11 protein-coding genes and 2 pseudogenes are annotated in these 12,509 nt (G+C 71.4%); 4 read left to right on the top strand and 9 right to left on the bottom strand.

The genetic code is table 11. The features are described 5' to 3' along the window. Window positions 1-74: 74 nt before the first annotated feature. From HC251_RS26335 to HC251_RS18815, 6 genes are all read right to left on the bottom strand, one after another. Complete coding sequence (locus tag HC251_RS26335; RefSeq protein WP_370651311.1) at window positions 75-317, bottom strand: histidine phosphatase family protein; 243 nt, start codon at window positions 315-317, stop codon at window positions 75-77. A 168-nt stretch (window positions 318-485) separates the two neighbouring features. Then, window positions 486-1,151 carry an LOG family protein gene (locus tag HC251_RS26330; RefSeq protein ID WP_370651258.1) on the bottom strand — a complete coding sequence of 222 codons (666 nt, stop codon included), beginning with the start codon at window positions 1,149-1,151 and terminating at the stop codon, window positions 486-488. An 8-nt stretch (window positions 1,152-1,159) separates the two neighbouring features. Beyond that, a complete protein-coding gene (locus HC251_RS18830; protein ID WP_219942146.1) occupies window positions 1,160-1,705 on the bottom strand; it encodes a hypothetical protein in 546 nt (181 codons plus the stop codon). Next, entirely contained in the window at window positions 1,702-2,784 is a 1,083-nt protein-coding gene (locus tag HC251_RS18825; protein ID WP_219942145.1) for a hypothetical protein, read from the bottom strand. The genes HC251_RS18830 and HC251_RS18825 overlap by 4 nt, the downstream gene beginning before the upstream one ends. 73 nt (window positions 2,785-2,857) lie before the next feature. Beyond that, window positions 2,858-3,334: a hypothetical protein gene (locus HC251_RS18820; protein WP_219942144.1), complete on the bottom strand. Its 477-nt coding sequence runs from the start codon at window positions 3,332-3,334 to the stop codon at window positions 2,858-2,860. Continuing rightward, window positions 3,331-3,888 (bottom strand): ATP-binding cassette domain-containing protein, encoded by a 558-nt coding sequence (locus HC251_RS18815; protein ID WP_219942143.1) that lies wholly within the window; start codon window positions 3,886-3,888, stop codon window positions 3,331-3,333. The genes HC251_RS18820 and HC251_RS18815 overlap by 4 nt, the downstream gene beginning before the upstream one ends. A 646-nt stretch (window positions 3,889-4,534) precedes the next feature. Here HC251_RS18815 and HC251_RS18810 point away from each other — a divergent pair. The 4 genes and pseudogenes from HC251_RS18810 to HC251_RS26320 form a co-directional block, all read left to right on the top strand. Next, the gene (locus HC251_RS18810; protein WP_255566746.1) at window positions 4,535-5,704 is read left to right on the top strand and encodes a GAF domain-containing sensor histidine kinase; all 1,170 of its coding nucleotides are present in this window, start codon (window positions 4,535-4,537) and stop codon (window positions 5,702-5,704) included. Next, complete coding sequence (locus tag HC251_RS18805) at window positions 5,697-6,356, top strand: response regulator transcription factor (protein WP_219942141.1); 660 nt, start codon at window positions 5,697-5,699, stop codon at window positions 6,354-6,356. Before HC251_RS18810 ends, HC251_RS18805 begins: the two co-directional genes overlap by 8 nt. 531 nt (window positions 6,357-6,887) lie before the next feature. Next, window positions 6,888-8,054, top strand: a pseudogene (locus tag HC251_RS26325) (phosphoketolase); the annotation flags it as partial. A gap of 38 nt (window positions 8,055-8,092) precedes the next feature. Then, a pseudogene (locus HC251_RS26320) lies at window positions 8,093-8,736 on the top strand (acetate/propionate family kinase); the annotation flags it as partial. A 195-nt stretch (window positions 8,737-8,931) separates the two neighbouring features. Here the strand turns inward: HC251_RS26320 and HC251_RS18780 are convergent. The 3 genes from HC251_RS18780 to HC251_RS18770 form a co-directional block, all read right to left on the bottom strand. Next, complete coding sequence (locus HC251_RS18780) at window positions 8,932-10,767, bottom strand: NUDIX domain-containing protein (RefSeq protein WP_219942138.1); 1,836 nt, start codon at window positions 10,765-10,767, stop codon at window positions 8,932-8,934. A 646-nt stretch (window positions 10,768-11,413) separates the two neighbouring features. Continuing rightward, window positions 11,414-11,536 (bottom strand): YHS domain-containing protein, encoded by a 123-nt coding sequence (locus HC251_RS18775; RefSeq protein ID WP_219942137.1) that lies wholly within the window; start codon window positions 11,534-11,536, stop codon window positions 11,414-11,416. Window positions 11,537-11,789: 253 nt separating this feature from the next. Next, complete coding sequence (locus HC251_RS18770) at window positions 11,790-12,494, bottom strand: isoprenylcysteine carboxylmethyltransferase family protein (RefSeq protein WP_219942136.1); 705 nt, start codon at window positions 12,492-12,494, stop codon at window positions 11,790-11,792. Window positions 12,495-12,509 lie beyond the last annotated feature (15 nt).

The raw sequence follows: 12,509 nt of genomic DNA, 5'->3' as shown, positions 1-12,509 counted from the left end.
CTGCCATCCGAGGTCGCTGCGGACCCTCGCATCCGGGAGATCCCGCAGCCGGCTGCGGGCCTCGGGCGCGTTCCCTACCGGTCCATGACGTCGTTCCACCGGCGGAGGACTCGTTGTTCACGCTCCCAGCCGAGGACACTGACACTTGCCGGGTGGAGCGCAAGGAGGCGGGCTTCGTTGGCGCGGAGGCCCAGCCAGCGGGCCGCCAGCACGCGCAGGAAGTGCCCGTTAGAGAAGACGAGCGCGTCTCCCGCTGCGTGCCGGACGCGGTCGAGCGTTCGGTCTGCCCGGGCTCCGACCCTCGGCTGCGGTCTCACCACCGGGAACGCCGTCGCGCCACAGCGACCAGCCCGGCACCTCGAGGCGAATCCTTGTCGTGCGACGACCCTCGAAGGCGCCGTAGTCCCACTCCGTCACCTCACCTCACCTCACCTCATCTCACTCCACCTCATCTCACCTCATCGCATCTCACCTCACCGCATCGCTCAGCGACTCCGCCGAAGCCCGCCATGCGGCACGTCTCGGCCGCGCTGGCGCGGGCTCGCGAGCACGACGGCGAACGCCTGTCCACTCAGACGGCCAGCCGCTCGGCTTGGTGCCGGCCGACGTCGGTGAGGGGCATGTCGGTGCTGCTGGTGTGCGGACCCGCTGACCGTGCAGGCCGTCTCGCCGTGGCGTACGAGAACGACCCCGCCGCGGTCCAGCGGTGCCCGCCGCTCGACCGTCACCGCAGCGCGCTCATCGCGGCGGCAGCAACGAGGACCACTCGCGACATTTGCGATCGCATCCTCACCTCCTGCACGGCGGCTACGGCGAACGGGTCGCCGGTGCCAGCGCCTGACGGCGGAGGTGGCAGCGATGCACGAGCTCGGCGATCTCGTCGGGTCGTCCCTCACCACCAGGAGGTCGGTGTCGATGATGCTGGTGAAGCCGCTGCTGTCGAAGGCATCGCGAAGCCAGTCGTTCATGCCGCGCCAGTGGTCGGAGCCCACGAGGACTACGGAACCTTCCCGGTCTGGATGAGCGCAAGTGCTTCGGACAGCTCGTCGACGGTCCCCGAACCCGCCGGTCAGCACCACGAAGGCCGACGCGTAGCGGACGAACACGAGCTTCCGGGCGAAGAAGTAGCGGAAGCCCACGGCGACGACCACGTAGGGGTTCAGTCCCTGCCCGTGGGGCAGCTCGATGCCGAGCCCGACCGAGGTCGTCCCGACTCGCGGGCGCCGCGGTTGGCGGCCTCCATGAGGCCGGCTCCGCCGCCGGTGATGATGGCGAACCCGGCTTCGCCGAGCCGGGCCGCGACCCGGCGGGCGCGTTCGTAGCGGGGATCGCCGTCAGCCACCCGACCCGAGCCGAAGATCAAGACTGCTTTGCCCAGGGCTGCCAGCGCTGCGAGCCCGGCGGGGAACTCCTGCCGGATGCGCTCGACGCGGCGGCGTCGTCGTCGGCCGGGTCGGCGCAGGGGAGGAGGTCCTCGTCGGCGGTGACCGGGGTCGGTGGTCGAAGCGACGTCTGTTCTGACAGATGGGAGGCGCCGACGGCGACCGCATTCAAGGCGCCCCCGGGCGGCGACAAGCCGTGCCGGCAGCTCGTCGATGCTGTCACCGCCGTGGGCGAGGTGCTGCAGCCCCTGGACCTGTCCTTCGACCTTGCGGAGCCGACTGAGGAGGTCTTCGACGCCGCCGGTGGGGGCGGCCACGGTCATGACCGCCTCGATGCGGTGCGACGCTGGTACACCACGGCCGTGGCGGCCGTGAGGGCGGCCAGCCAGGCGAGGCCGAGCCGGAGGTAGCCGACCTGATCGAAGCGGGCGGTGAATGCGCCGTCGATCAGCACCCGCGAGGCTCCGCGGGCCGGCAGGAACGCGCCCCAGGCGGGGGGACCGCCGGGGAACATGACGGTCTGGCCCAGGCCGACGTCGATGAACGCCAGCAGGAGGATCAGGTAGAGGCCGCCGAGGCGGCCGGTGAGCGGTCCGACCAGAACGCCGACCATGGCGTACGTGAGCGCGATGAGCAGGTTGGCGCCCGCGAAGACCACCCATTGCCGCGGCGGGTACCATGCTCCCGACACGGTGACGGCGGCGGCGGTGGTCACGACGGTCGCTGCGCCGATGACGCCCAGCCGGCCGGCCAGCACCTCGCGGGGTCGGAGGCCGGCGAGGACCAGGCGCCGGTCGCCGCCGGCGGAGCCGGTGACGATGAACAGTCCTGCGAGGCCGGCGAGGAACGCCGAGGTGACCGGCACCATGTTCGCGGCGTGCATGCGGCGCTGAGACAGCATCGCGGTGAACCGGCGGGCGCCGTCCACGAGAGCGACGGGGCCGGGTTCGTCGACGGTCACCGCGATGGCCAGGCCGATGAAGACTGCGGGGACGCCGACCAGAAGCGCCCACAGGAGCCGGTTGCGGCGGTACTCGCGCATCCCCGCCCTCAGGACCGCGCCGACGCCACCCAGACCCGACCGGTCGCCGACTGCGATTGCCGGGCGGGCTCTGATTGCGACCAGCGATGCGTCGGCGGGCGGGGTCGGCCGATCGGCCGCTGCCGTCGGGCGCCCTGTCGCCGGTGCCCGCACCGCGGCGGTCGTGGCGCCGGAGGGCACAGGTCCGACTGGCGCCGGTGCCGGCCGGGTCGTCGCGGCGAGGCGGGCGACGGCGAGGGCAGCCAGGCCGACCGCCCACGCGAGAGACCAGCCCACATCGCCGAGGGGCCCGGCGTGGCCGCTGGCCTGGCTGGTGAGCACGAGCGTCGGGAAGTGCAGCGGGAACACCCGGGTCAGCACCGATGACCCGCCCCGAGGCCGGGGCCGAGGAACACGTCGAGGATCCAGGCCAGGGTGATCAGCAGCGCCCCGTTCATGTCGGACCGCACGACGGTTCCGACGAGCACCCCGAGCGCGAGGTAGATGATCGCCACCAGCAGCGTCGCGGCGACGGCCCGGACGGGATCGTTGATGCCGGTACGGGCGGCCAACGCCAGCAAGCCCCGGCGGCAGCCACCGCCGCGAGGCCGAGGGACGCGCCGAGGCGGCCGGCGGCGACGGGGGCTGTCCGGTGGCCGGCGGCGGCGAGGCGTCGGTCCGCTGCCCGCGAACCGGACACCTGGAAGAACCCGCCGAGACCGGCCAGCACGGCGGCCGCCCACCCGGCGGTGGCCGCCTCGACCTGGACCTGGTCGGCTGTGCCGCCCACCAGCTTGGAGAAGTCGGCCAGCGTGCCGCCCCACACGAAGACGAGCACGACAGGGACGGCGATGAGCAGCACGAGTTTGAGGGGGCGGCGGGCGTAGTCGAGCACCGCCCGGCGGCCGACCAGGGCGGTCATGGCGTTCATCGCGACACGGTCCTGCCGTCGCGCAGCTCCACGAGCCGGTCGAAGCGCTCCTGGTCGGTGACGAAGTGGCTGATCACCAGGACGCTGCGGCCGGCAGCCCGCCGCTCGGCGGCCAGGCCCCAGAACCGCTGGTAGGTGTCCCAGTCGAACCCGGCGTAGGGCTCGTCGAGGAGCAGCACCTCGGGATCGGCGAGCAGCGCGAGCGCCAGGTTGAGCTTGGCCCGGGTGCCGCCCGACAGCTCCTCGACCCGGGCAGCACGCCAGTGCTCGAAACCGAGCGTGTCGTAGAGGCCGTCGGCCCCCGCGACCACAGCCCCCTCATCCATGCCGTACGCGACTCCAAACAGCTCGAGGTGCTCGTCGCAGGTGAGCCGGTCGTAGAGGACGGCCTCCTGCGGGCAGTATCCGATCCGGCCCGAGACCTGCACACGTCCGCCGTCGGCAGCCAAGGCGCCGACGAGGACCTTCATCAGAGTGCTCTTTCCCGAACCGTTCTCGCCGACCAGGCCGACAACCTCGCCGGCGCCGACCGAGAGGTCGGCGCCGCGGAGCACGGGCAGGGCGCGCCGGCGGGGCCAGATCCCCCGCCGGTAGGACTTGGTGATCCCGACCGCCTCGAGGCCAGGTCCCGGAGCCCGTCCAATGGCCGTGTGCTGGTCGTCAGGCACGAGCGACTTGAGCCAGCCCATCGTTCCTCCTCGACTTGTGGTCTCCACCGACCATCGTGGGTTGAGCCGGCGAGGCCATCCGTCCAACACTCGGACCGCGGTGCGGTTGGCTACGGAACCGCGGCTCGTGACCGACGAGACGGCGGGGCACCAACCGACCGGGACCGGCAAGTCCTCTACGGAAGCGGCCAGCGGAACGTGAGCGGCTCGGACAGGCCAGCGAGCATGAGAACCGCTTCGCCCTCGGCCGGTCCCGCCGCCGAGGAGCTCCACGGGCGTGTGTGTCGAACACCACTGCGGCCACAGCGCCCGCGTCACCGAGCTGGAGAAGCGTTGTCTTCGGCTGCGGCGCGACGGACCGACGAAGCTGTCCATCACGACAGCAGCGCGTCTGCCCAGACCCACTCCGGCAGTGGGGCCGCCTAAGGTCTACGACATGGTGTCGTACGTCCGCCGAACCGTCAGGTCTCGGTCCTCGTGAGTCCGAACAGGTACACGGCGATCGCCGGCGATTGGCCAGGAGCGGTTGCGCGTGTTGCTGCGCGCTGCGCTCGACCTGGGGGGACCCCACGATCGCGACACCGTTTTGCACCGCATCGTCGAGGGTGCTGCGTCGGTGGCCGACGCCCGCTACGCGGCGCTCGGCGTCTACGAGGCCGGTCAGCTCACAACGTTCGTCCACCACGGCATCGACAGCGCGACGGTCGAGGCGATCGGGAGCTACCCGCAGGGCCGCGGCCTCCTGGGCGAGGTGATCATCGCTGAGTGCCCGGTCCGACTCGAAGACCTCGGGGCGGACCCCCGTTCGGTCGGCTTCCCGCCTGGTCATCCACCGATGCGTACGCTCCTCGGTGTCCCGATCATGCGTGCCGGCCGCCGCTACGGGAACCTTTACGTCACCGAGAAGGCCGACGGAGCGGTGTTCGACGAGAGCGACGAAGCGCTCGTGGTCGCGCTGGCTGCGTTCGCGGCCGGGGCTATCGAGACGACCGAGCTCATGGCCTTGGAGCTGAGCCGTGCCGCCGCTCAGGAGCAGGCGAGGGCCCGCCGGGAGCTGCTGAGGCAGGTGATCGCCGCTCAGGAGGCCGAGCGCGCCCGGGTGAGCCGAGACCTGCACGACGACGTCGGCCAAGCGCTCACCTCGGTCCTTCTCGGCCTTCGGCTGGTGGAGGACTCGTTCGCCGACCCCGGCCTCGACGCCGACGACGCCCGCCGCCGCGTCGCCGACCTGCGAGAGCTCGTCGCCGACGGTCTGCGTCGGGCGCGCCAGCTTGCGTTCGACCTGCGACCGACCGTGCTCGACGACATCGGGCTGGTCCCCGCCCTCCAGCGTCTAGGAGAGGATCTCGCCGCCCGCACCGGCCTCACCATCGAGGTTGACACCGACGTGCTCGGCGCCGACGAACGGCTTGCGCCGGAGATCGAGACGGTCATCTACCGGGTGGTGCAGGAGGCCCTTACGAACGTCATCCGTCACGCGTCGGCCGCGAGCGCAAGCGTCACGCTCAGCGGCCGTGACGGCCTGGTCCGAGTCCTGATCGAGGACGACGGGATCGGTTTCGACGTTGCGCATCGACTGGCCCGGCCCCACATCGGGGTCACGGGGATGTACGAGCGCGCGGAGCTCGTCGACGGGACGCTGTCGATCAGCTCGACGCCGGCCGAGGGGACTCTGGTGCTGCTCGAGGTCGCACGTGGCTGATCGGATCCGCATCGCGCTCTGTGACGATCATGCCGTGGTCCGCAGCGGGCTGCGCCGGATCCTCGAGGCTGAGCCCGACCTCGAGATCGTCGGGGAGGCCGGCTCGGCCGCCGAAGCTGTCGAGGTCGCTCGCGATACCCAGCCGGACGTGTTCGTCATGGATGTCGGCCTGCCGGACCGCAGCGGCATCGCCGCGACCGCCGACGTCTGCGCGACCAGCCCGGCGACCAGGGTGCTCGTGCTCACCGTCCACGACGACGTCGCCTATCTCCGGCGAGCGTTCGACGCCGGCGCCGCCGGATATCTCGTCAAGGAAGCCGCCGACGTCGAAATGGTCCAGGCCGTCCGCCAGGTGGCGGCCGGCAAGCAGTACGTCCACCCGTCCCTCGGCGCGGCGCTGCTGGCGCCCGACGCCGCGACCTCGCGCCCGGCCGGACCCGGCGGCGAGCTGTCCGAACGCGAGGTGGAGGTTCTGACCCTCATCGCGAACGGTCTGACCAACGCCGAGATCGCCGTGCGGCTCTACGTCTCGGTCCGGACCGTGGAGAGCCACCGGGCTCACATCCATCAGAAGCTCAACGTGCGGACCCGAGCTGAGATCGTGCGCGTGGCTCGAAAGTCTGGAATCCTCGAAGCCGACGACGCCCTGTAGGCCGCCGCAATGTCGATCGGTAGTCCGTCCGGATGTCACCTGCGGCGCGGAGCGACACGATCGCCGGCATGGATGACCAGGTGGGGTGCCCCGTGTGCGCCGGCGTCGTCCGTCGCCGTCGCAGTGGCACACTGCGGCCTGGGAAAGCCTGATCGTCGAGCTCCTCACGCGCGACCACGCCTGCGGGCAGGTCGATGCCATCACCGAGCGCGCCGACCTCGCCCATCGGATCGCCGCGTCCCCTGCGCGATCTGGTCATCGTTGACGCCAGCGACTTCCCGCGGTGCTGCCGCGAGCTGCTCGGATCGTTCCCCGCACAGCGGGTCGTGGTGATCGGCCCCGAACCGGACCCGGCCTACGAGCACGCCGCCCGTGCCGGCGGCGCCGGGGCGTGGCTGGCCAGCGACCGGGTGGGCGAGGACCTCAGTGACTGTATGCGAGACGCGCTCGGCTGGACGCACGGCCCCTGCCCGGCGCCTGCCTTTCGCCGCCCGGCGACCGCCCCGCCATCGTCCTCTGGAGGATCCCTCGATGACCGAGCCAGCGAAGCTCGCGGAGCAGCCGCCTCTGGCAGCCGGCGATCTCGCGCGCGTCGACAGCTGGTGGACGGCGGCCAACTACCTGTCGGCCGCTCAGATCTACCTGCTCGCCAACCCGCTCCTGCGCAAGCCCTACGGCTCGAGCACGTCAAGCCCCGGCTCCTGGGCCACTAGGGAACCTGTCCCGAGCTCAACTTCGTCTACGCCCACCTCAACCGGGCCATCCTCGCCCGGGATCTCGACGTGCTCTACGTCTGCGGCCCCGGCCACGGCGGGCCCGCCATGGTCGCCAACACCTACCTCGAGGGCACCTACACCGACCTGTACCCCGACGTCACACGCAACGTCGTCGGGCTCGCCGAGCTGGCCCGCCAGTTCTCGTTCCCCGGCGGCATACCGTCGCACGCCGCCCCCGAGACGCCAGGCTAGATCAACGAAGGGGGCGAGCTCGGCTCTTCGCTCGTTCACGCCCATGGGGCCGCCCTCGACAACCCGGACCTGATCGTGTGTTGCGTGGTCGGCGACGGCGAGGCCGAGACGGGCAACCTGGCCGTGTCATGGCACTCCAACAAGTTCCTCAGCCCCGCGACCGACGGGGCCGTGCTGCCCGTGCCGCACCTCAACGGCTACAAGATCGCCAACCCCACCGTGCTCGCCCGGATCCCCGACGACCAGCTGCACCGCCTGCTCGAGGGCTATGGCTACCTGCCCCTTGTCGTGAGCGGCGACAACCCAGAAGCGATGCACCAACAGAGGCGGCGACCCTCGACGTCGCGCTCGACGAGATCGCTCGCATCCAGACCGCCTGGCGCAATGGGGTGATCGGTCCGACAGCGGTGGCCGCTGATCGTGTTGCGCACCCCAGGGCTGGACCGGCCCGAAGGAGGTCGACGGGGTCGCCGTCGAGGGCAAAGTCCGCTCGCACCAGGTGCCCCTCGCAGGCCTGGCCGAACGCCCCGACCACCTCGCCGCGCTCGAAGCGTGGTTGCGCAGCTACCGGCCCGAGGAGCTGTTCGACACGGGCGGGCTCCCGGTCGACGCGGTACGCGCCCTCGCACCGAGCGGTGACCGGCGCATGGGCGCCGACCTGCACGGCAACGGTGGCCGGCTCCTCCGCGACCTCGTGCTGCCGGACCACCGGGCCCGGGCCGTCGACGTCCCCGCCCGCTAGTACGGCTTTCACGGACCGCCCATGCGTCGACCTCACGACGAGCCGCACAGATGCTCGGCGCAACGGAGGGACCCCTGAGGATCGTCACGTGCTACCTCGGCGCCGGAGCATCCCTTGCCGCTGCCGTTGATGGCCGCTGCGTCGACCCCACCATAGGATTCTGGCCACTCGACGGTCTGATGATGGCGACACGCTCCGGCAGCGCGACCCCGGCCTTGTACTGTGGCTCCAGCTCCACGCAGGGCTCACCACAAACGAGATCCACGACCGCCTCGAACACCAGTCCGGCCTCGACGCCCTCGCCGGCACCCCCGACATGCGGACCGTGCTGGAACGATCCGCGGCCGGCGATCAAGCGGCCGAACTCGCCCTCGCCGTCTACGTCCACCGGCTCGTCGCAGGGATCGCTGCCATGGCCGCCGCCTGCGCCGGCATCGACGCGCTCGTGTTCAGCGGCGGCGCGAGCACGCGCCCCAGATCCGTCTGCCTGCCCTCGCCGGCCTCCGCTTCCTCGAAGTGTCGATCGACGACCGGGCCAACGCCAATCGCACGAGTCGATTGTGAGCTCACCGGCGACGAGCGAGTCCGAGTCTTCGTCATCGGTGCTCGGGAAGATCTGGAGATCGCCCAGGCTGTCCGAGCCGACTCTCGAATCCGTAGGCCCCGCTGATGCCCTGCTCAGGCGGGCGCGGGGCGGCCGTCCCGGGCGATGGTGAGCCGTCGAAGTGGATAGGTCACGGCTAAGTCAGCCGGGGGAATCTCGTCGGAACGTCCGACACCCCGCCACGCCAACGCCCGCCGCTGCGCGCCGCGCCTGTGCCGCCTTTCCGCTCCACAAACACCGCGGCTGGCGTTGAACGCGGCTTCACCTGCGGGCGACGCGGGCTGCCAGCAGGTCGAGGATGGTGCCGGTCATCACCCCGACGGTGGCCACTTCGGGCTCGGATGGGGTCGTGCCCGCCTCACCACCGACGCGCGCGGCGCCGACGAGGACTGTTTGGATCGTGGTGACCTCGGCCGGGTTGGCGGGGTGGACGAACAGCGGTCGTTTCGACCACGCGAGCACGGGGGTCACGAGAAAGCCGCTTTCGGGCAGGCCGAAGGGTGGGAGGATCCCGATGACCTGCACGCTGCCGGCGTCGAGGCCCGTCTCCTCTCGTGCTTCGCGCAGCGCCGTGTCCACCGGGCCGCAATCATCGGGGTCGGCGGCGCCGCCCGGGAAGACCAGTTGGTCCGGGTAGTGCGTCAGGTCGGGGGCGCGGCCGGTGAGCAGCACGTGGGGTCCGCCCGGCCCGTCGGTGACCACGACCAACACCGCGGCGGCGCGGAGGGTGACCGAGGTGGGTGTCGACGCTGAGGTCGGGGCGGCGAGCCCGTGGAGCCCGGCCAGCCACTGTGGGGGTGGGTCGTCGGAGGCGGCGGCAGCCTCGGCCGCGACGGTGCCGGCTCGTTCCGAACGGGCGGGATGCCAGCCGACCTGTCCGACGCCCACTCGCAGGAAGGCGAGGCCCAGGTCCTCGTCGGGCGCTTGTACGAGCCGCGTCTGCCGACCGAACCCGGGGTGGCCGAACAGCGCTCGGGCGGGCTGCTGGCCGTCGTGGGGGTGGTCGATGTCGGACCAGTCGGCGGGGTTGTTGGCCACGGCGACGAGCGCCTGGCTGGCGCCGACGAGCTGGGCGACGGGACCGCCGAACGGGATGAGGGTTTCGCTCATCGAGGGGGCCAGAATCAGGTTGGCGCCGGCTTCGGTGAGGGCGTGCACCGCGTGCGGGTTGAGCAGGTCGCGGCAGATGGCGATCACCAGGTGCCAACCGTCGGCCGTCACGTAGATCCTCAGCTCCGGCCATCCGACCGGCGTGATGTCCTCCACGACTGGCCGGTCCGCCGGAGGGTGCTTGTCGTGGAGGAGCGGCGCCGGGTGGTCTCGCACCCATGCCAGCGCCCGGTTGGCGCGATGAGCCGGCTCCGCAGGGTCGATGTGGTGGAAGCTGCCCGCCACCAGCAGCCGCAACGGGCCGGGCCGGCGGACCCACCGCTCGAGTTCGCCGGCGAGCTCCTCGGTCACGCACAGCTCGGGGAGCACGACCACGCTCGCGCCGGCGTCGGCGGCCTCGACGAGCAGACGGTCGATGCGGTCGCGCTGGACCGTCATGTCGGCGGGCCGGACGGGAAACGCAGGCGCCTGACGGTCGCCAGTCAGCTCGAATTCGGACAGGTCGTGGTTCGGGTGACAGGTTGCAAACACGGTGTTCTCGGTGATCAGGCTGGCGAGGGCGTCGAAGAGGCCGTAGTCGAACACGATTCGGAACTGGGTGGTCCACCCCCCGGCCAGGCGCACCCGGCGGGTCTCGTCGAGTCGGTTGGCCAGTCGCCACGGCGGCGCGGTCGGCGCCATGGCGATGATCCGGGGCAGGTCCGGGTGGTCCAGTGGGATCGGATCGCCGATCGCCGGCTGGTAGGGGCTGCGCTGGCGGAACCAGTCGGTGAAGCTGTGGCCGAAGCAGGTGTCGAGCAGTTCGGCGAGTGCATGGGCGACGACCACCGCGGGCGCTTCGGCGGTGGGTGCCAGCGCAGCGGCCAGCGACTGGCGTGCCGGCGCCGTGATGACCGACTGCGTCCCCGGTTCCGGCAGCGCCTGCGCCGCTCGGCCCACCAGGGTGGCGACGCGGCGCGGCAGCGGGGATCGGCGTGGTGCTCCCACAGCGTCGGATGCTCGTCCCGGCACAGCCGTAGCAGGTGGGTGAGGCTCACGACCGGCTCCGTCTCGGCGGCGATCACGTCCCGAAGTGTTGCGATTTGATCGGCGGGCGCGGTCAACGGCGGTACGCAGCTGCACGCGGACTCGACGCACGGAGACGCTGAGTCCGCCCCGTCGGCGTTGGCAGGCTCGGTCCCGAGCATCAGATGGACTTCGCTACTGCGGGAGCGGCGGTGCCACCTGTCGCCGAAGCCGTGAGCGACCGAGGGTGGGGTTCCAGCCGGGGCGTCACAGCAGCGTAGGCATCCCACGCGGGGCCGAAGCCCTCACGCACCGGGTGCTCCTCCGACGGCCAGGCGTCGGTGGTGCCAAACGGGGAAGGGAACATGACCAACAGCTTGACCTCGCGTCGATGGGCCGGCCACCGTCACTCCCTCTGTGCGGTCGCTCAGGGGCCGGTGCAGCCGGGGCGTGGAAGCGGTTCCAAGCGCGCACGCGGGGAGGGAGCCGGCGAACGGCACCCGCTCGGGTTCCGTCACCCGGCTGGTCGGATCGTGCCGCCACCCACCACCTCCCCGCGAGCACGAGCGGGTCCGAGGCGATCAGGACGGCGAGGATGGCGCTGGACGCGGCGAGCGCGACCACGCCGCTACGTGTAGGACTCGGGATCATCGCCGAACTGCTCGGCGCAGTCCTCGCTGCAGAAGTAGTAGGTCGTGCCGCCGTGCTCGGCGGTGGCGACCGCGTCGCCTCCTCGATGCTCATGCCGCACACCGGGTCCTTCACGGCCATCGGTCGTCTCCTTCAGCTCGTGGTCGTGCCGCCATCTTGCTGCACACAGACGGCTCGTCGAGGGCACCCTTGCGGCGGTTCGGGACGGGGGCGGGCGGGAGGTCAGGGTCGCTCGCCGTGGGCGGGTTGCCTCCTCGTCGATGCACCACTCCGCGGGGAACCCGTTCGTGGGCCGCCGAGGCTGCGGCGCCTCGTCGGCTGCGCTGCCGGACTTGAGCACTCGGCGGTGACCGTCACCGTGAAGCCCCGGAGTGCGACTCAGCATGGGGCGGGCGGGCCAGCGGCTCGGCGCGGGGAGGTGTGGGGGAGGACGCCCGGGCGAGTCGGCGAGGGATGAACCTCGGCGTGGTTGCAGCGTAGGCGTCCCAGGTGTCGGTGAACTCCTCCCGCACGCTGCGCTCCTCGGCGACGGCGAGGCGCCGGTACACCCCGACGAGGATCGGGAACATCACGAGTGTCGGCAGGGTCGGCCACTGGAGCAGGAACCCGACCATGACGGCGAGGAACCCGGCATACTGCGGGTGCCGCGCCTGGGCGTAGGGACCAGTGGTGGCCAGCGAGTTGGTGCGGGCGGAGGCCCACAGCACGCGCCAGGCGGCGACGATCACCCACATGCCGCCGCCGATGAACAGGTAGCTGGCGAGGTGGAACGGGCTCATGTGTGGGTCGCCCTGCCAGCCGATGAGCTCGGACCAGAGGTGGCCGCCGTTGTGGGTGAGGGTGAGCGACTCGAAGCGGCTGCCGAAGGCGCTGGTGAGGAGGTAGATGGTGAGCGGGAACCCGTACATCTCGGTGAACAGGGCGACGACGAACGCCGTGAAGCCGCCCATCGCCTTCCAGTCACGGCGGTTGCCGGGCCGGAAGAAGCTGAGCGCGAAGATGATGAAGATCGCCGAGTTGATGATGACGAGGGCCCAAAGCCCGTAGCCGTAGTCCATGTCGAGGCCTCCCGT

The organism is Iamia sp. SCSIO 61187 (genome assembly GCF_019443745.1).
In the GTDB taxonomy this organism is placed as follows: Bacteria; Actinomycetota; Acidimicrobiia; order Acidimicrobiales; family Iamiaceae; genus Iamia.
Note: the sequence above shows the minus strand (reverse complement) of the source record. Positions and strands in the feature narration are given on the sequence as shown.